The 19289-nt window shown below is 71.5% G+C and carries 15 protein-coding genes; 7 read left to right on the forward strand and 8 right to left on the reverse strand.

Going from position 1 to position 19289, the window contains the following annotated elements; genetic code table 11:
• Positions 1-29 precede the first annotated feature (29 nt).
• Positions 30-1196, forward strand: coding sequence for an ROK family transcriptional regulator (locus tag MRBLWS13_RS11120; RefSeq protein WP_349425440.1), 1167 nt, complete (start codon positions 30-32; stop codon positions 1194-1196).
• Positions 1197-1232: 36 nt separating this feature from the next.
• Positions 1233-2321: a mandelate racemase/muconate lactonizing enzyme family protein gene (locus tag MRBLWS13_RS11125; protein WP_349425441.1), complete on the forward strand. Its 1089-nt coding sequence runs from the start codon at positions 1233-1235 to the stop codon at positions 2319-2321.
• Positions 2322-2388: 67 nt separating this feature from the next.
• Here MRBLWS13_RS11125 and MRBLWS13_RS11130 read toward each other — a convergent pair whose 3' ends face one another.
• The 7 genes from MRBLWS13_RS11130 to MRBLWS13_RS11160 form a co-directional block, all read right to left on the reverse strand.
• The gene (locus tag MRBLWS13_RS11130; RefSeq protein WP_349425442.1) at positions 2389-4023 is read right to left on the reverse strand and encodes an ABC transporter substrate-binding protein; all 1635 of its coding nucleotides are present in this window, start codon (positions 4021-4023) and stop codon (positions 2389-2391) included.
• 61 nt (positions 4024-4084) lie between these two features.
• Positions 4085-5077: a carbohydrate ABC transporter permease gene (locus MRBLWS13_RS11135; protein WP_349425443.1), complete on the reverse strand. Its 993-nt coding sequence runs from the start codon at positions 5075-5077 to the stop codon at positions 4085-4087.
• Positions 5074-6048 (reverse strand): ABC transporter permease subunit, encoded by a 975-nt coding sequence (locus MRBLWS13_RS11140; protein WP_349425444.1) that lies wholly within the window; start codon positions 6046-6048, stop codon positions 5074-5076. The genes MRBLWS13_RS11135 and MRBLWS13_RS11140 overlap by 4 nt, the downstream gene beginning before the upstream one ends.
• Before the next feature lie 197 nt (positions 6049-6245).
• Positions 6246-7172, reverse strand: coding sequence for a DnaJ domain-containing protein (locus MRBLWS13_RS11145; RefSeq protein WP_349425445.1), 927 nt, complete (start codon positions 7170-7172; stop codon positions 6246-6248).
• Positions 7173-7268: 96 nt separating this feature from the next.
• Positions 7269-7817 carry a hypothetical protein gene (locus MRBLWS13_RS11150; protein WP_349425446.1) on the reverse strand — a complete coding sequence of 183 codons (549 nt, stop codon included), beginning with the start codon at positions 7815-7817 and terminating at the stop codon, positions 7269-7271.
• On the reverse strand, positions 7814-8662 hold the full coding sequence (locus MRBLWS13_RS11155; protein ID WP_349425447.1) for an LssY C-terminal domain-containing protein: 849 nt from the start codon (positions 8660-8662) through the stop codon (positions 7814-7816). Before MRBLWS13_RS11155 ends, MRBLWS13_RS11150 begins: the two co-directional genes overlap by 4 nt.
• Positions 8663-8687: 25 nt before the next feature.
• On the reverse strand, positions 8688-9761 hold the full coding sequence (locus MRBLWS13_RS11160; RefSeq protein ID WP_349425448.1) for an enoyl-CoA hydratase/isomerase family protein: 1074 nt from the start codon (positions 9759-9761) through the stop codon (positions 8688-8690).
• A gap of 151 nt (positions 9762-9912) precedes the next feature.
• Between MRBLWS13_RS11160 and MRBLWS13_RS11165 the strand changes: the two genes are divergently transcribed.
• Positions 9913-12324 carry an ATP-binding cassette domain-containing protein gene (locus tag MRBLWS13_RS11165; protein WP_349425449.1) on the forward strand — a complete coding sequence of 804 codons (2412 nt, stop codon included), beginning with the start codon at positions 9913-9915 and terminating at the stop codon, positions 12322-12324.
• Positions 12321-13139 carry an ABC transporter permease gene (locus tag MRBLWS13_RS11170; RefSeq protein ID WP_349425450.1) on the forward strand — a complete coding sequence of 273 codons (819 nt, stop codon included), beginning with the start codon at positions 12321-12323 and terminating at the stop codon, positions 13137-13139. Before MRBLWS13_RS11165 ends, MRBLWS13_RS11170 begins: the two co-directional genes overlap by 4 nt.
• A 169-nt stretch (positions 13140-13308) precedes the next feature.
• Here MRBLWS13_RS11170 and MRBLWS13_RS11175 read toward each other — a convergent pair whose 3' ends face one another.
• Positions 13309-13773: a hypothetical protein gene (locus MRBLWS13_RS11175; RefSeq protein ID WP_349425451.1), complete on the reverse strand. Its 465-nt coding sequence runs from the start codon at positions 13771-13773 to the stop codon at positions 13309-13311.
• Between the two features lie 112 nt (positions 13774-13885).
• Between MRBLWS13_RS11175 and cofG the strand changes: the two genes are divergently transcribed.
• From cofG to fgd, 3 genes are read left to right on the forward strand one after another with little or no spacing between them, the layout of a single operon-like run.
• Positions 13886-16600: a 7,8-didemethyl-8-hydroxy-5-deazariboflavin synthase CofG gene (gene cofG, locus MRBLWS13_RS11180; RefSeq protein WP_349429040.1), complete on the forward strand. Its 2715-nt coding sequence runs from the start codon at positions 13886-13888 to the stop codon at positions 16598-16600.
• A complete protein-coding gene (locus tag MRBLWS13_RS11185; RefSeq protein WP_349425452.1) occupies positions 16597-18189 on the forward strand; it encodes an NAD(P)/FAD-dependent oxidoreductase in 1593 nt (530 codons plus the stop codon). The genes cofG and MRBLWS13_RS11185 overlap by 4 nt, the downstream gene beginning before the upstream one ends.
• The gene (gene fgd, locus MRBLWS13_RS11190) at positions 18186-19199 is read left to right on the forward strand and encodes a glucose-6-phosphate dehydrogenase (coenzyme-F420) (protein ID WP_349425453.1); all 1014 of its coding nucleotides are present in this window, start codon (positions 18186-18188) and stop codon (positions 19197-19199) included. Before MRBLWS13_RS11185 ends, fgd begins: the two co-directional genes overlap by 4 nt.
• Positions 19200-19289: the final 90 nt, after the last annotated feature.

Genomic DNA, 19289 nt, shown 5'->3' on the forward strand with positions numbered 1-19289 from the left:
TACCGTATCGACTGAGACCGAAGGAACCGATGGATCACGACACCGCTGCGCGCACGACGCTCATCCGTTCGGCGTCGGAAGCAGGCTCGAGGGTGTTCGCCACCATCCTGACCCGCAGCCCCATCAGCCGCATCGACATCGCCCGCCAGACCGGACTGTCGCAGGCCGCCGTCACCAAGGCGGTCTCGCCTCTCGTCGCCGCCGGTCTCGTCGACGCCCCGCCCGCGACCCACCGCGACGGAAACCCCGGTCGCCCCGCAGCGCCGGTGTCGATCGTCCCCGATGCGATGGTGCTGCTGGGCATCAAGGTCAACGTGGACGAGGTGATCGGCGTAGCCACCGATCTCGCAACGACAGTGCTCGCCGCCGAGACCCGGCCGCTGGCCGCGCACGATCCGGGGTCGGCGGCGGAGGCGATCATCGAGGTGGTGCGCCGTCTCGAAGACCGCCTCGGCGACAAGCGCGATGCCATCGCCGGCGTCGGCGTCTCGGTGTCGGGCGACGTCGACACCTCCACCGGCGTCGTCCGGGAGTCGGCGATCATGGGGTGGGCGGACGAGGACTTCGGCGGGCTGCTGCAGGAGCGGCTCGGCCGGCCCGTGACACTGGAGAACGACGTTCACGCCCTCACCGTCGGCGAGCACTGGTTCGGCGTCGGCCTCGGCATGGAGTCGTTCGCGATCGTCACCATCGGCCGCGGCATCGGCAGCGGCCTGCACCTGAACGGGCAGGTCGTCACCGGCGCGTTCGGGGTGTCCGGCGAGATCGGCCACCTGCCGCTCGCCGACCCCGCGCGCATCTGCTCGTGCGGCCGCCGCGGCTGCGTCGAGGCCGTGGCCTCCACGGCCGCGATCGCGGCCACCGTGTCGGCCGCGCTCGGCCGCGACGTCGACATCGAGGAGGCGGTCCGCCTCGCGCACGCGGGCGACCCGGCCGCCGAGGCCGCGTTCCGCGAGGCAGCCAGCCTCATCGGCACCGCGATCGCCACGCTGGTCAACCTCGCCGGCCCCGAGCTCGTCATCATCGGCGGCGAGGGAGTGTCGAACTTCGACCTCTTCGAGAAGAACCTGCGTGACGCCTTCGACGCCCACGCGTTCGGTGCCGCCGCCCGCTGCCGCATCGTGACGCGGCCGCACACCTTCCAGGACTGGGCCCGCGGCGCCGCTGCGGCCGCCATCCAGTCGCTCGTCCGCTGACGCCGCGCCGCGGCACCCGTCCTTCCCGGAGAAGCCATGCCCGTCATCACGCGCGCTCGCGCCATGCTCGTCGACATCCCCGTCGAGACCGTCCGCACCGACGCGGTGCAGTCGTTCGTGAAGCAGGAGACGATCCTCGTCGACCTCGAGACCGACGACGGCACGCCCGGACGCGGCTACTCGTACACGATCGGCACCGGCGGCCGCGCCGTGCTGTCGATGCTGCGGGACCACCTGCTGCCCGCGATCATCGGGCAGGACGTGCGCCGCCCCGAGGCGGTCTGGCGGCATGCGTTCTCACAGACCCGCGCCACCACGGTGGGCGCCATCACCTCGCTCGCGTTCGCGGCGATCGACACGGCGGTGTGGGATGCCGGATGCCGGCGCAACGGAGAGCCGCTCTGGCGTGCCGTCGGGGGCAGCGATCCGGAGGTGCGGCTCTACGACACCGAGGGAGGCTGGCTGCACATCGACGCCGACACCCTCGTCGCCAACACCGTCGCCGCCCGCGACGGCGGCTGGCGCGGCTCCAAGCTCAAGGTCGGCTCGCCCGACCCGCGCCGCGATGTCGAGCGCCTCGCCGCCGTGCGTGCGGCCGTCGGGCCGGGCTACCCGCTCATGGTCGACGCGAACCAGGGGCTCACCCTCGCCGATGCGCGCGCTCTCGCCCGCGCGATCGAGCCGTCCGGGATCTCCTGGCTCGAAGAGCCGCTGCCCGCCGACGACGTGTCGGCGCACGCCCGCCTCGTGGAATCGACATCCATCCCCATCGCGGTCGGCGAGTCGCTGTACTCCGTCGGGCAGTTCAAGGAGTACCTCGCACGGGATGCCGCCACCATCCTCCAGCCGGACGTCGCGCGTGTCGGCGGCATCACGCCGTGGCTGAAGATCGCGCACCTCGCCGAGGCGTTCAACGTGCCGGTGTGCCCCCACTTCCTGATGGAGCTGCACGTCAGCCTCGTCGCCGCGGTGCCCAACGGTCGCATCGTCGAGTACATCCCGCAGCTGCGTGCGGTCACCACCGCCGACCTCGTGGTGACCGGCGGTCGCACGACCGCCCCCGACGAGCCCGGCATCGGCATCTCATGGGACGACGACGCGCTCGAGAACCTGCGCGTGCTCTAGCCCGAGCCGCGACACGACGGTGCCCGGCGGTCTCGCGACCGCCGGGCATCATCGTGGGTACTGCGTCCTACTTCAGCGCGTCGTACAGGTCCTGCTCCATCTGCAGGAACTGCGCGAGACCGAGACCGTCCAGGTCGTCGAGGTACGCCTGCCAGGCGCCGTCGTCGTTGATGTCCCGCTGGCCGGTGACGAACTCCGCCTGCGCCTGCGTGACGTAGTTGGCGATGTTCGTCTGCAGATCGGCGAGCTCTGCCGACGTGTCGGCGTCGGGCCACAGCCTCTCGGCCGGGAACAGGATGCTCTCGTCGGGCAAGTAGGGCTCGTACTCCTTCGACGCGATGAGCAGGCGCCGCTCGTAGCCGTCCGGCGAGTAGACGTCCTCGGGCACGACCTGCGAGTTGCGGTACTCCAGCGAGTCCCAGTACTGCGCCATCGAGCGCCAGGCGGCGTTCGAGGTCTCGTCGTAGGTGAGCGGCTTGAAGGAGGGCTCCAGCTCCGGGTCGAGCGCCACGTCGCCCTCTTCCGCCGGCACCCACGCCTCGCCCTCCGGACCCATCGCGCCCCGCTTGTCGCCTTCGTCCGTCACGAGGTAGTCGATGACCTTGATCGCCTTGATGCGCTCGTCCTCGGTCGACTTGTTGGTGACAGCGAAGATGCCCACCGGGTTCACGGGCGACCGCCACGTCGCCAGTTGCGTCCCGTCGGGGCCGGCGACAGGAGCGACCGCGTCGTAGTTCCTGTCACGGCCGTCCGGAGACTCGGGTGTCACGAAGTCGTACGGATGCAGATCGACCGCGGAACCGAGGATCTCGGTGCCGGAGTTGTCTCCCAGCGCCTTGAGCCCGTCGCCGTTCTGGGTGAACGCCGCGGTGTCGAGCAGCCCCTCCGACGCGAGGGAATTGATGTACGCGAGGCCCGCACGCCACTCGTCCGATGCGGCGGCGAGCTGCACCTCACCGTCGTCCATCACCATCGGAGGCGGGCTGGACGGCCCCGCGACCGGCGCGTAGGCGAACGCGTTCATGAGGTAGTTGACGATCGGCTGCGTCGCCGACCCGCTCAGCGGCACCTCGTCCTGCACGCCGTTGCCGTTGGGGTCGTCGTTCTTGAACGCCCGCAGCACCGTCCGCAGCTCCTCGGTGGTCGTCGGCTGCTCGAGGCCCAGCTTCTCCAGCCACGTCGTGTTCATCCACAGCTTGGACGGGAAGCTGCAGTGGTAGCACTCGCTCCACTGGGTGATCGCGTAGATGTGCCCGTCGGGGGCGGTGACCGACTCCTTCCAGTCCGGCTTCTCTTCGAAGCGCTCCTTGAGCGTCGGCGCGTACTCGTCGATGAGGTCCTCCAGCGGCAGCAGGACCCCCTGCTGGCCGTACTTCAGGATCTCGCTGCGCGAGAAGGCGTCGACCCACGGCACCAGGAAGTACGCGTCGGGGTAGTCGCCGCTGGCCAGCGAGACCTGCCGCTTCTCACCCGCGACGCTGCCGTCGTAGGTGGTGGTCTGCCAGTCGAAGTCGATGTCGAACTTCTTCTCGACCTCCTGGGTGAAGCTGTTCTCCTTGAGCGTGCCGTTGTCGCCCTGCGGACCGAAAGCGACGAGCTTCCCGTTGTCCTGGTCGGCAGAGGGCGTGCACGCCGCCATCGCGAGCGCGGTCGCCGCGATCGCGATCGACGCGACCGCTCCCCTCATCAAGCTGTGTCTCATTGCCGGAATCTCCTTTGCCCGGGTCATATTGCGTGGTGGTGGGTCTGTGAGGGGAAGCGGGTCAGCCCTTGACGGCGCCGACCATGATCCCCTTGTTGAAGTACTTGGCGACGAACGGGTAGACGACGAGCATCGGCACCGTCGCGATGACGACGGTCGAGTAGCGGAGCAGATCGGCGAGCTCCCGCCGCCGGAGCTGCTCGCCGACGTCGCCGCCGCCGCCGGCGTCGTTGAGCACGAGGAGGCCGCGGAGCACGAGCTGCAACGGCTGCAGGTCGGCGTTGCGGAGGTAGAGCAGCGCGTCGAAGTACGAGTTCCACTGCATGATCGCGTACATGAGCGCGATGACGGCGATCAGGGGCTTCGCGAGCGGGAGGACGATCGACCAGAGGATCCGCAGCTCGCTGGCGCCGTCCAGCTGCGCCGCCTCGTAGACCTCGTCGGGGATGGAGGCGCGGAAGAACACCATCGCGATGATGACCTGCCAGACGCCGATCGCGTTCGGCAGCAGCATCGACCAGCGGGTGTCGAGGAGCCCCAGCGACTGCACCACCAGGTACATCGGGATCACGCCGCCGCTGAACAGCATCGTGAAGACGACGGCGCCGGTGATGACCTTGCGGCCGAACAGGTTCTGGCGTGACAGCGGGTACGCGATCGCGACCGTGCCGGCCACGCTGATGAGCGTGCCGATCACGGTGTAGAAGGCCGAGTTCGCGAAGCCGCGCACGATCGCCGGATTGCCGAGCGCCTCGACGTAGCCGCGGAAGGTGATGTCGACCGGCCAGAACAGCACCTGGCCCGACGAGACGGCGTGCGGGCTCGACAGCGAGCTGGCGACGATGTTCAGGAGCGGCAGCAGCACCACCAGCAGGAAGATCGTGAGCAGCACGTAGGCCACCGCGACGAAGGCGCGATCGCCCCTGGTCTCTCGGATCTTCACGCCGCGCGGCTCGGACCGTCTGCGCCGGGCGCTGGGGAGGGATCGAGCGGCGACGGCGCCGACGGCGGCCTCTTCGGCGAGGACGGCCTCCTTGCTGATGACGTTGCTCACCACAGCCCGCTTCCCGTGACCCGCTTGGACACCGCATTGACGACGAGCAGCAGCACCAGGCTGATCACGGCGTTGAAGAGGCCGATCGTCGCGCCGAGACTGAAGTTCGCGTTGAGGATGCCCGTCTTGTACACGTACGTCGGGATGATCTCCGACGTCGAGAGGTTGAGCGCGTTCTGCAGCAGGAAGGCCTTCTCGAACCCGATGGCCATGATGTTTCCGACGCCCAGGATGAGGATGATCGTCGCCGTCGGCATGAGCGCGGGCAGATCGACGTGCCGGATCTTCTGCAGGCGCGAGGCACCGTCGATCTTCGCCGCTTCATAGAGCGAGACGTCCACGGACGCGAGCGCCGCGAGGTAGATGACCGCCGAATACCCCGTCGTCGTCCACAGGTCGGTGGCCACGTAGATGTGGCGGAAGAAGTCGGCGTCGGCCAGCAGGTCGACCTGGCCGGCGCCGAAGAAGCTGAACGTGCGCCCCAGCAGGCCGACGCGAGGCGACAGCAGCAGGATCGTCATCGACACGATCACGACCGTCGAGATGAAGTACGGGGCGTACGTCATGAGCTGCACCGTGCGCTTGAAGAAGCGCAGCCGCACCTCGTTCAGCGCGAGCGCCAGGATGATCGGCAGCGGCAGGCTGGCGATCAAGGTGTACGCGGCGAGGATGAACGTGTTGGCCACCAGTCGCGGGAACACGGGGTTGCCGAACAGCCGCTCGAAGTTGTCGAAGCCGACCCAGGGGCTCCCCCACACCCCGTCGATGGGGTTGTAGTTCTTGAACGCGATCACGGCGTTCGCCATCGGCACGTACCGGAACACGATGAACCACACGATGGGCAGCAGCAGGAGCAGATAGAGCTGCCAGTACCGCCGCACGCTCCGGGAGAACCGTGCGCGAGTGGTCAGCCTTCGCGGCTGCGGGATCACCGCCGTGGCGGGTGTCACATGCTCAACGTCGAGCGTCATCCGGATCCTCCATGGATTACTTTACGACGTAATGTTATGTTGTCGATCGCGATTCCGCTACTGGATCATCCGATGTCTGCCAATTCGGCATCGCCCCTATCGACGACGCACGCTCTCGCCGAGAGCCCACGTTACGAACGTGAACGGCGTGTGCTCTCGGCGGGAGCACACGATGTCGAGGAGGCGCGGGCGCGCGGCTATGCGAAGCGGACGGTCTGCTGCAGCCGGGTGCGGATGTCGAAGACCTCGTTGCCGCCGATGTCGCGCGCGCCGGTGATGCCACGACGCAGCACGGTCGCCAGCGCACTGCGCGACGTCACCGCGACCCGCACGCCGCGAACCTTGCCGAGCTCCTGGATCGGATCGATCACGTCTTCGTCGGGCAGCACCACGATCGCGCCACTGAAGCGGACGCCCGCCCCGCGTGAGATGACCCGCATGTGAGCCAGCAGCTCGGCCAGCGGTGCGCCCGAGACGCCGTCGCCGATGAACTCGCCGCGCCGCAGGCGCGCGGGTCCGCCGAAGTCCTCCGACAGGATGCCGTACAGGCCGCTCGGGCCGAGCACGACGTGGTCGATCTTGGCGTCGGGATCGGCATCCCGTCCCGCCGCGGCGACATCGTGCCACACCGTGTAGCCCATGCCGAGGTCGGCCACGATGCGGGCCGTCGCCTCCTCGGCGAGCGCATCAGCGAGCAGGCGCCGCAACGCCACGGGGGCCGAGCGCACGAGCGCCGGATCGTACGGGTCGTCGAGCGTCACGCCGCGTCCGGCCCACTCGCGGATGAGCGTGAGGTAGCGCTCGCGACGCCAGCCGCCCGGGTGCCCGTACGAGCGCGCACGCGGACGGGTGTCGGTGCGGGCCGCCGGCGGCCGCCAGCCCGACCACTCGGGGGCCGCCGCCTCGCCGAACCCGTGGCCGCGGTCGTACGCCGCGCGGGCGTCCGGTGTGCCGACGAGCTCCCACGCGCGCTGCACCTGGACGAACACGGCGGCGTCGCCGCCGGTGTCGGGGTGGGTCTGCCGCAGCCGCAGGCGATAGGCCTTGCGCAGCGTCTCGTCGTCGACAGCGGGGTCGACCGCGAGCACCTCGTAGGCCGACGCCGAGAGCGGACTGTCGAACACGCACCCTCCCCACGAGCCGCTGCCGCACGGAGCGACCGCGCGGAACACCGCAGATCAGGCTACGTCACCCCCGGGCCGTCGGGCGCGTCGCGGCGCTCATCGCGTCCGATCGTCGGGCGCGTCGCGGCGCTCGTTCCGCCGAGCGTAGGCGGCGGCGCTGCGGCTGGACAGGGCGAGCAGGACCAGGATGTCGAGGCTCAGCGACACGTACGTCCCGTCGATCTCGATCTCCTGGCCCTGCGCCCACCACGCGGTGAAGGATGTACTGATCGAGAGCACCGAGATGAGCATCACGACCACGCGCGCCCAGTTGATGCCCCGGTATACGAGGAATGCCAGCGCGAGGTCGAGCAGCAGCACCACCGCGCCCGTGCCCAGCACGAGCCACAGCGCTGCCTGCGTACCCTCCGGGCTCGGGTCGAACCCCTCGAGCACGGAGTCGGGATCGGCGAGGATCTCGTCCCACCCGGCCGCGATGCCGACGAGCACGGCCACACCGGCGAGGACGCGCAGCAGGATCAGCGCTGCGCCGGCCGTCGTGGAGATCGGCCGCTTCATGTGCGGGTCGTACTGCGGCGGCTTCAGCAGTCGCGCGGCGGGCTCGAACGCGGGCCGTTTCTGGGGAGCAGGCGTCTCTGCGCTCACGCCGCCACCTCCCCGGACGCGCCGACGCGCGGCTCGACCGCCCGCACGTCGACGATGGGCAGGTCGCCGTCGGTGCGGATGCTGTCGCCGCCGCCGTTGCGCGCGTGGTAGCCGGTGGCGAAGTCGGCGATGACGTCGACAGCGACGCGGGCATCGGCATCCGTCACCGTCCGGACGATGTGGTCGCGCTCGACATCGGTGTCGGCGTCGATCTTGTGCGTGACCTGCAGCGTGAACAGCGACAGGCCCACCCGCGTGTCGAAGGTGCCCGCGGCGAGCCACTCGACCCGGCGCCCGCCGGGCAGCAGCCAGTCGTCGGGGCAGCGCCAGAACCGCACATGGTGACGTTGCGCGGGATTGCCGTCGACCTCCTGCTGGTACGCGAAGTCCTGCTGGCGGCCGAAGAGGAACAGCGGGCTCACCGGCGCCTCGTCGTAGCTGCGCCGCGTGAGCGTCGACGCGACGATGCGCCATGAAGACCCGAGGGTGACGGGCTCTGCGCGCGTCCAGCCGGCGGCCTCGAGCGCGGCGCGGATCTGCTCGCCGCTGCCCTGGAACGCCAGGTTCACCGGATCACCGAGGAGCCCGTCGCTGGTCCGGGTGCGTCCGATGAAGTACTCGGGCACGTAGATGGTGGTGAGGATGCGGTGCAGGCGGGGCAGCACGAGGTAGGCGAGCAGCAGCCAGAACGCCAGGAAGAACGGGATGCCCCACCAGCCGACGTGGAACGTCTCGGTGAAGCTGAGGTAGGCCAGCCACAGTGCCGCCAGCCCGGCGAAGACGAAGAAGAACCAGTCGATCGCCACACCGATCGAGTACGCGCGGCGCCGGGTTCGGGTTGCCATGATCCTTCCTGTCCGCCGACCCGTGTCAACCCCAGAGCGGGATGTCGGGTCGGTGGGCCAGCGCGGTCGCACCGACGTCCGGCGGCAGGTCGGCGAGCGTCGCGGGCTGCCAGCGCGGCGAGCGGTCCTTGTCGATGACCTGCGCCCGGATGCCCTCCGCGAGGTCGGGCTGGGTCGTGGCGAACCACATCACGAGCCCGTACTCCTGGTCGAGCGCGTCGCGCAGTCCCGGCAGCTCGCGCGCGCGGCGCACGGCCGCCAGCGTCACCGCGAGCCCGGTCGGCGAGAGCTCGCCGAGCAGATCGGCGGTGGCGGATGCCTCGGGCTCGGGGCGCGCGCGCAGTCGCTCGACGATCTCGGGCACAGTGTCGGCGGCGAAGGCGTCGTCGATCCACGCGCGTGCCGCCTCGAGCTTCGATCGCACCGGTGTCTCGTCGAAGAGCAGCACCAGCTCGGTCGGCGTGGAGGGATCGGCGCGCGTCTCGAGCGCATCGCGGACCGCGTCGAGGTTCTCGTGCGGCACGAAGTGGTCGGCGAATCCGGCGTAGATCGCGTCCGAGGCATCCATCACCGCCCCGGTGAGTCCGAGGTACTCCCCCAGGCGGCCCGGCGCGTGGGCCAGCAGCCACGTGCCGCCGACGTCGGGGGTGAAGCCGATGCGCGTCTCGGGCATCGCCAGCTGCGACCGCTCGGTCACGATGCGGATCGCCGCGTGCCCTGCGACGCCGATGCCCCCGCCCATCGTGATGCCGTCCGCGAACGCGATGAAGGGCTTCGGGTACTCGGCGATGCGGGCGTTGATCGCGTACTCGTCGCGGAAGAACACCCCGGCGTCCTCGGCGCGGCCGCTCGTGACCTGCTCGGCGAGCCCGCGCACGTCGCCGCCGGCGCACAGCCCGCGCTCGCCGGCGCCGTCGAGCAGCACGACGTCGACCTCGGTGTCGTGCTCCCAAGCGTCGAGGACCTCGTGCAGCCGACGGACCATGCCGAGGTCGAGGGCGTTGATCGCCCGCGGACGGTTCAGGGTCAGGCGCCCGAGGCCCCCGCTCGCGCGTGCGAGGACGGTAGGCTCTGCGGCGTCGGTGGCGAGGTCGGTCACGAGCGCAACGTTACCGGCCGAGTGAAGTTCTCCCACGCTGGAGCGGGATTTCCGCCAGGATGGGACTCGGTTCCGCAAGGAATCCGCAATGAAGCGGCCCCGACCTGTGCCCCGCGGGGTGTCTCGCTCACGTCCACGGGAAGGGTTCGGCATGCCCCACGGCCAGTCGCTGGAGTTCTCAGGTGTCACCAAGCGCTTCGGCGCCGTCACGGCCGTCTCCGGGCTCACCGCCCGCGTCCAGCCCGGGCAGGTGACCGGATTCCTCGGCCCGAACGGCGCCGGCAAGACCACGACGCTGCGGATCCTCTTGGGCCTCGTCCGCGCCACGGACGGCCACGCGACGATCGGCGGCAAGCGCTACGCCGAGCTCGACCAGCCGCTGCAGACCGTCGGCGCCGTGCTCGAGGCATCCAGCTTCCACCCCGGTCGCACGGCGGCGGCGCACCTCACCATCTACGCGCAGGCCGCGGGCATCGCGAAGACGCGCGTCGGCGAGGTGCTGGACCTCGTGGGATTGACGGATGCCGCGGGCCGCAAGGTCGGCGGATTCTCACTCGGCATGCGCCAGCGCCTGGGCCTCGCCTACGCGCTGCTGGGCGACCCGGGCGTGCTCGTGCTCGACGAGCCGGCGAACGGCCTCGATCCCGAGGGGATCCGCTGGATGCGCGGCTTCCTCCGCCAGCTCGCGGCCGAGGGCCGCACGGTGCTCGTGTCGTCGCACCTGCTCGCCGAGGTGCAGCAGACCGTCGACGCGCTGCTGATCATCTCGCGCGGGCGCCTGGTGTTCCAGGGCTCCATCGACGAGCTCACCGACCCCGACGAGCACGCCACGGTCGTCGATGCCCCCGACCGCGCGGCGCTCATGGATGCCCTGCGGGCGGCGGGCGTGCCGTTCGAAGTGCTCCGCTCGGGCCTGACCGTGCGCGGCGTCGACCCGGCCGCCGTGGGTGCGGCCGCCGCAGCCGGCGGCGTGGCGCTGTCGTCGCTGCACCGGCGCGGACCGGCGCTCGAGGAGGTCTTCCTCGACCTCGTGAACGGCGTCCGCGTGCACGCCAGCGCGACCGGCGCCGTCGGCTCGCTCTCGCCGGTGCAGGGAACGGATGCCGCAGCCGGTGCGGCCGGGGTCATCGGTGTCGCCGCGGCTGCGGCCTCCGCGGAGCCGGACGCTGCGGCCTCCGCGGAATCGGTCGAGGTGACCGCCGTGGACGCGGTCGCGGTGGACGCGATCGCGGTGGACGTGGTCCCGGTGGACGCGGTCCCGCCGGAGTCGGCCGAGGCGACCGCCGTGGACGCGGTCGCGGTGGACGCGATCGCGGCGCAGTCGGTCGAGGCGCCGGCATCCGACGAGGACGGCGACTCGGAGGCGGATGAGGCCGAGGAGTCGGCGCTCAGCGCCGCGGCGCTCGATGCCGAGGCGACAGGAGCCCCCGGTGCGGCCGCCGCTCTGGCCGCGGCCGCCGGCGCCGCGTGGGCCGGCGAATCCCGCGAGGCGCGCGACGAGGAGCCCTTCGCGGAGCGTGGCCACGCACCCGCCTATGCCGATTCCGCCGAGAGCGCGCACGACGCGGGTGCCGGTGGCGAAGACCTGCCCGCTGCTGCCGAGCCACCGCTGGCGGTGTCCGCGCCGTCGATGTACTCGGTCGCCGGCACCGGGGTGATCGACATCGTTCCCGCCGCCGCGCAGAACGCGGCCCAGCCCGCGCCGGCATCCGCCGAGGAGCAGGACGACGAACAGGACGACGAGCAGGTCGACGCCGAGCACGCCGCCGCAGAGCCCGCGGCCGAGGCGCCGTCGGCGCGGGCAGCGATCCTCGAGGAGTCCGGCGAATACCCCGCCGATGATCCGTGGGCGCCGGAGGACGCGGATCCCGACGTGGAGGCCCTCGGCGAGATCGACGACGAGCTCTCGACCCCCGAGCCCGCCGACGCGGACGACGACCGTCCGTGGGAGCACTACGTCAAGACGGATTCCGATGTCGAGGCCGACGCCTTCTTCGCGGCGTTCGACGCCGACGGCAATCCTCGCGCCGTTCCCGGCGGCGAGGCGGATGCAGCATCCGACCCCGACGCGGATGCCGAAGCGCAGCCCGCCGGTGACGCCGATCCCGGGGCCGACACCGACCCGGCCGACCCCGGCCCCACTCCCGGCGCGGATCCCGAGCACGCCGGCGACGCCGAACCCGACGTCGACACCGACCCGCCCTCCGCGACCTCCGAGTCCCATCCCGAGGACGCCGGCGATCCCGACGCCGCACCCGAAGACCCGCCCGCCGCGACGGAAGACCCGGGTCCCGGGCCGGATCCCGAGCCCTGGATCCCGCCGGAGGCCGCCGCCTTCGAGGACGCGTACGACGACGCAGTCCCCGCGACCGAGGTCCCCGCGACCGAGGTCCCCGAGACCACGACCGAGACCGCGACCGAGGTCCCGGAGACCACGACCGACGACACGGCCGAGCCGGTCCCGCCGACGCCGGACGAGGCATCCGTCCCCTCCGATGGTGACGAAGAGCGCGTGGCCGCCGACGACCGCGAGTCCGTCGACCAGGAACGGGGCGACCGATGAGCCTGACCGCAGCCACGCGCGCCGAGACGACGAAGCTCTTCTCGACCAGCGTCTGGTGGATCCTCGCCGTCGTCCTCTTCGCCTACGTCGCCTTCACCGCGGCCGCCCTCGGCTTCGTGTTCGCCGCTGCGGCGACGGGCGCGCTTCCTGGCAACGCGCCACCGCTCCCCGAAGAGGGCCTGGCCGCGACCCTCTACAGCACGGCCACCGCGGTCGGGTATGTCTTCCCCCTCCTCGTGGGCACGCTCATGGTGACCGCGGAGTTCCGGCACAAGACGCTGACCCCGACGTTCCTCGCGACGCCGCGCCGCGGCCGGGTGCTCGCCGCGAAGCTCGCCGTCGGCGTCCTCATCGGCGTGGTGCTCGGCGTCATCGGCATCGCGGCGGCGCTGGGCACGTCGGCCGCCTTCCTCGCCGGCTTCGGGCTCGAGACCGAGATCACATCGCTCGACACCTGGACGATGCTCGGACGGATGCTGCTCGCCTACGTGCTCTGGACCCTCATCGGCGTCGGGGTCGGCGCCCTGGTGCGCAACCAGGTCGGGGCCATCGTCGGCGTGCTGGTCTTCACGCAATTCGTCGAGCCCATCGGCCGCACCGCCGCGGCGTTCGTCGACGGCCTGTCGGGCTTCACGCGGTTCCTCCCCGGCGCCGCCAGCGACGCCCTCGTGGGAGCGAGCGTGCTGTCGGCGAGCATGCCGCAGGGCTCGGCGGAGCCGCTCGAGTGGTGGGCGGGCGGCCTCATCCTGCTCGGCTACGCGGTGGTGTTCGTCGTGGTCGGCCACCTCGTGAGCTGGCGCCGCGACGTCAGCTGACGCAGCCGCTCCGGTCCAGGAAACGCAGCTTCCGGCCGCCCCCAACCTGCGAAACCCGGACCGCGCACGGCCCGACGGCGGTCTGAGCAACGCCAGGGGTCCAGGAAACGCAGGATCGCGGCATCCCGAAACGGCGAAACCCGGACCGCACACGCGGGCCACGGGGGTTTCAGACGGCGGGAGCGGGCGCGGGAGTCTTGCGCTTGCGCGGCTTCTTCTCGGGCACGACGGGGATGGTGCCCGTCTCCGCCGCGATCTCAGCGACGTCGGCGGCCTCCGCGGCGACCTCGACACGCAGCGCCTGCACGAGCGCGAGGCCGTGGCGGGTCGTCAGGATGATCCGCTGGAACTCGGGGTGGCCCTCGAGGTCGATCACGACGCTGGGCCGGCGACGGCGGATCACGGCGAAGTCGTCGCCGCCCGCCGAGCGCCACGTCCCCATCGCGATGACGCCGCGCAGGTGCGTGCCCGGGCTCGGGATGCCCCGCAGCCAGGTCCAGGCGTCATCGGTGAGCTGCACCTTGGTGATCGTGGACCGTTCGATGACAACGTTCCCCTTGCGGAATGACAGCGCGCGCTCCGACACCGACAGCACCACTTCGAGCTGCGTCGAGTCGAGCAGCAGCGTCACCATGCGACTAGTCTGCCAGCGGGTCACCCGGGAACCGGGCTCATTTGCTTACGGGAGGGCAACGATCCGCGACCCCGGCGTCTCCGCTTGGTGCAAGACTGGATCGGTGACCGTCGTGTCCCCCTCCGTCACCGCGCCCCCCGCAGCGGCCTCCCCCGCCGCCGTCGACGCAGCGCTGGCGCGCGCCGCCACGGGCGAACGGCTCGACGCGGCCGACGCCGAGACGCTGCTCGCCGCGACCGGCGAGCAGTTCGAGCGTCTGCTCGCGATCGCAGGCGAACTGCGGGATGCCGGGCTCGCGGCATCCGGTCGCCCGGGCATGATCACGTACTCCCGCAAGGTCTTCGTCCCGCTGACGACACTGTGCCGCGATCGCTGCCACTACTGCGTGTTCGTCGACACCCCCGGCCAGCTGCTGAAGAAGCGCAAGCCCGCGTACATGTCGCCCGAGCAGGTGCTCGCCGTGGTGCGACAGGGTCAGGCGATGGGCTGCAAGGAGGTCCTGCTGACCCTCGGCGACCGCCCCGAGGATCGCTGGCCCGAGGCGCGGGCGTGGCTCGACGAGCACGGGTTCGCGTCGACGATCGAATACGTCGCCCACATCGCCCGCCTGGTGACCGCCGAGACCGGGCTGCTCGCCCACGCGAATCCGGGTGTCATGAGCTCGGAGGAGCTGCGGGTGCTGCGGCCGATCGCGCCGTCGATGGGCATGATGCTCGAGACGACGTCGCGCCGGCTGTTCGAAGAGCCCGGACAGGTCCACTTCGGCTCGCCCGACAAGGATCCGGCCGTACGGCTCGAGGTGATCGATGCGGCGGGGCGCGAGCGCGTGCCCTTCACGACCGGCATCCTCGTCGGCATCGGTGAGACCGCCGCCGACCGCGCCGAGTCGCTCGTCGCGATCCGTGGCGCCCACGAGCGGCACATGATCGATGGCCAGGGCCACGTGCAGGAAGTGATCGTGCAGAACTTCCGCGCGAAGCCCCGCACCGCGATGCAGGCCGCGCCCGACGCCGATCTGCTCGAGTACGTCGCCGCGGTCGCCGTGGCGCGACTGGTCATGGGACCCCGCATGCGGATCCAGGTGCCGCCGAACCTCTCGGATCCCACCGAGTTCGACCTGCTCGTGCGCGCCGGCGCCGACGACTGGGGCGGAGTTTCGCCGCTGACGGCCGATCACGTCAATCCCGAGCGTCCGTGGCCGCACCTCGACGACCTCGCCCGCATGACGGCCGAGCTGGGCTTCGAGCTGCGCGAGCGCCTGACCGCTCAGCCCGAGTTCGTGCTCGAGGCCGAGACGTGGATCGACTCCGACCTGCGCCCCGCCGTCACGGCGCTCGCCGACCCCGCGACCGGCCTGGCCGCCGCACCGAGCCGTGCGCCGGGTGCAGGCGTTTCGTCTTCGGGCGCCAGAGCGCCCTTCGCTCAACGACCGGAACCCGTGTCCGGGGCGTCGAGCGAGCCCGCAGCGAGCGCGGAACCCGCCCCCCGGTCGTTGAGCGAGCGAGGAACGAGCGAGACGAAACGCCCGCAACCCGCCCCCCGGTCGTCGAGCGAGCGCCCTTCGACAAGCTCAGGGACCGCGAGCGAGACGAAACGCCCGCAACCCGCCCCCCGGTCGTCGAGCGAGCGCCCTTCGACAAGCTCAGGGACCGCGAGCGAGACGAAACGCCCGCAACCCGCCCCCCGGTCGTTGAGCGAGCGCCCTTCGACAAGCTCAGGGACCGCGAGCCCGCAACCCGGCCACGGCGCCGTGCGGGCGGACATCCGCCGCCTGACCGACGCGGCCGCCGCCGACCCGCTCGCGCTCGACGACGCCGAGTGGGTCGCGCTCCTGGAGGCGACCGGCGACGACCTCGACGTGCTCGCCGCGACGGCCGACGACGTGCGCCGCTACACCGTGGGCGAGGCGGTCACGCTCGTCGTCAACCGCAACCTCACGTCCTCTGGGCTCCGCGCCGCGGCGACCGACGACCCGGCGACGTTCACGCTGGACGACGTCGGCGCCATCGCCGCCGACGCGTGGGACCTCGGCGCCACCGAGCTGTGCGTGCAGGGTCTGCTACCGCCGGAAGTAGACGCGTCGGGCTACCTCGACATCGCGCGTGCGGTGAAGGCGGCGGCGCCCGGCATCCATCTCCACGCGTACCGCCCGCAGGATGTGCGCGATCTCGCCGACCGCTCCGGTCTCGGACTCGACGCGGCGCTGGCCGCCCTGCGCGAGGCGGGCGTCGACACCGTTCCCGGCACCGGCGTCAAGGTGCTGAGCGAGCGCGTCCGCGGCCTCGTGGCCCCCGGCGACCTCGAGATCGACCGCTGGATCGAGGGCATCACCGCGGCGCATCGCGCGGGCCTCCGCTCGACGAGCGTGCTCTTCTACGGGCACGTCGAGACCACCGCCGAGCGCGTCGCGCACCTCCGGCGGCTGCGCGCGATCCAAGGCGCTTCGACAAGCTCAGCGACCGGGGGCGGGTTCACCGAGTTCGTGCCGATCCCCCTTCCGGGCCCCGCCGGCGGCGTGCCGCTCGTCCCCGGCCGGGCGTCGCTCGACGAGCACCGCGCGATGGTCGCGGTGTCGCGCCTGCTGCTGTCGGGCAGCATCCCGCACGTGCAGATCCCCTGGACGCGCGTCGGGCGCGAGGCTTCCGTCGTCCTGCTGCAGTCCGGTGGCGACGACCTGGGTGGCACGCTGCTCGACGGCCGCGTCAAGCCCGAGGCGGGCATCGAGCACGGCCTCGAACTGCCGGTGACGGATGCCGCCGCCATGGTCGCGCGGCTGTTCCGCCCGTTCCGCCGGCGCACCACGACGTACGGCCAGGCGACGCGATGACCCGCGTCGAGGTCGCGATCGTCGGTGCCGGGTTCGCGGGCATCGGCATGGCGATGGCGCTGCGTCGCGCCGGCCGCGAGGACTTCGTCGTGCTCGAGCGCGGCGCATCCGTCGGCGGCACCTGGCGCGACAACACCTACCCGGGCGTCGCGTGCGACGTGCCGTCGCACCTGTACGGCTTCGCCGCGCACCCGAACCCGTCATGGTCGGGCACGTACGCGAAGGGCGCCGAGATCCACTCCTACCTCGAGCACGTCGTCGACGTCGAGGGTCTGGGCGACCGGCTGCGCCTGCGCACGGCGATGCAGCGGGCCGAATGGGATGCCGGGCACGCGGTCTGGCGCATCGGCACGTCACCTGCGGGGGCGTACCAGCGGTCCGCCGGACATCGGGGCGCGTTATCCGGACGCGAGGGCGAGACCGATGACGACGTCATCGTCGCCGACGTGCTGGTGCTCGCGTGCGGGCGGCTCACTGAGCCGACGATCCCCCGGATCGCCGGCCTCGAGCAGTTCCCGGGGCCGCTGTTCCACTCGGCGCGGTGGAATCACTCCGCAGATCTCACCGGCGCACGCGTCGGCGTCGTCGGCACCGGGGCCAGTGCCGTCCAGATCGTGCCCGAGCTCGCGCGCGCAGCGGCGCATGTCACGCTCTTCCAGCGCACGCCCGCATGGATCGTGCCGCGCGGCGGGGACGCGTACTCCGACGCCGAGCGCGCCCGGTTCGTCACGGACCCCGCGTCGCTCGAGGCGCTGCGAGCCGATCTGTATGCCGAGGGCGAGGCGCGCTTCGCCTCGCGCTCGGGGGACTCCGCCGCCGCGGCGGAGGCCGAGGCCGTGGCGCTCGCGCACCTCGAACGACACGTGGCCAATCCCGCGCTGCGCGCCGCGCTCACCCCGGACTACGCGTTCGGATGCAAGCGCGTGCTGCTCTCGGACGAGTTCTACCCCGCCGTCGCATCCGACGCCGTGTCACTCGTGCCGGCCGCGCTCGCCGCCGTGGAGGGCTCGACACTCGTCGCCTCCGATGGCACGCGCCACGAGATCGATGCGCTCGTCCTCGCAACCGGCTTCGCCTCGACCCGCCAGCCCTACGCCGAGCTCGTCGCAGGCGAGCACGGCCAGACGCTCGCCGAGCACTGGTCGGGCGGGATGACGGCCTTCGCCTCGACCGTCGTCGCGGGCTTCCCCAATCTCTTCGTGCTCAACGGCCCGAACGCGTCACTGGGTCATTCGTCGTCCGTGCTCATGATCGAGGAGCAGGCGGGCTACGTCACCCGCGTCCTCGACGACCGTTCGGGCCGGGTGCTTCGCGTCGACCCCGAGGCCGAACGGCAGTACACCGACGAGATCGCGCGGGCGGCGGCATCCACCCGCTGGATGACCGGCGGATGCCGCAACTGGTACGTCGACGAGCGCTCCGGCCGGCTCGCCCTGCTGTGGCCCGGCACCGTCGACGCCTTCCGCGAGCGGCTCGCCCGGGCGGACGGCTCGGAATTCCTGCCCGCACACGACGACCCACACGGCCGCCGGGAGGACCCGCGCCCGCACCCCGATCGCGAACCTGCTCTCGAAAGGAGCTCCGCATGACCGTTCCGCTGCGCTTCGGCTACAAGGCGTCCGCCGAGCAGTTCGGCCCCGCCGAGCTGCTCGACTACGCGATCCAGGCCGAGGAGGCCGGGTTCGACTCGGTGTTCATCTCGGACCACCTGCAGCCGTGGCTGCACGACGGCGGGCACGCTCCGGCATCCGTCCCGTGGCTCGGCGCGCTCGGCGCGAAGACCTCGCGTGTGCTCATCGGCACGTCGGTGCTGACCCCCACCTTCCGGTACAACCCGACGGTCGTCGCGCAGGACTTCGCGACGCTCGGCGTGATGTACCCGGGGCGCGTGATCCTCGGCGTCGGCACGGGCGAGGCGCTCAACGAGGCGAATCTGGGCATCGCGTGGCCCGACCCGCCCGAGCGGTTCCAGCGGCTCAAGGAGGCGATCGGCCTCATCCGCCGGCTGTGGTCGGAGGACCGCGTCAACTTCGACGGCACCTACTACCACGCCCGCAACATCACGATCTACGACAAGCTGCCCGAGCCGGTGCCGATCTACATCGGCGCTGCCGGGCCCGCCGCGACCCGCCTCGCCGGTCGCATCGCCGACGGGTTCATCACCACGTCGGGCAAGAAGCGCGAGCTCTACACCGACACGCTCCTGCCGGCGCTGCACGAGGGCCTCGAGAAGGCGGGCCGCCCGGCCGACGCCATTGACACGCTCATCGAGGTGAAGGTGTCGCTTGACGCGACACTCGAGGCCGCGCAGGAGAAGACCCGGTTCTGGGCGCCGCTCGCCCTCACGCCCGACGAGAAGATGGGCGTCGACGACCCGATCGAGATGCAGCGCCTCGGCGAGCAGCTTCCGATCGAGCGCGCGGCCTCGCGGTTCATCGTGTCGGACGACCCCGATGAGCACGTCGAGCGCATCGGGTGGTACATCGAGCTCGGGTTCCGCCACCTGGTGTTCCACGACCCCGGCCACGACCAGGGCGCGTTCCTGCGGCTGTACGGCGAGGAGATCCTGCCGCGGCTGCGCGCGCGGTTCGGCGCGTGAGCCCGCTTTTCCGGCGGCGCGGGCGTGCACCGCGCACGACTCAGGCAGAGCCGCCGTCGGCCCGGCGCGACGAGGTCCCGTCGGCTGACC

Source organism: Microbacterium sp. LWS13-1.2, assembly GCF_040144835.1.
Lineage (GTDB): Bacteria > Actinomycetota > Actinomycetes > Actinomycetales > Microbacteriaceae > Microbacterium.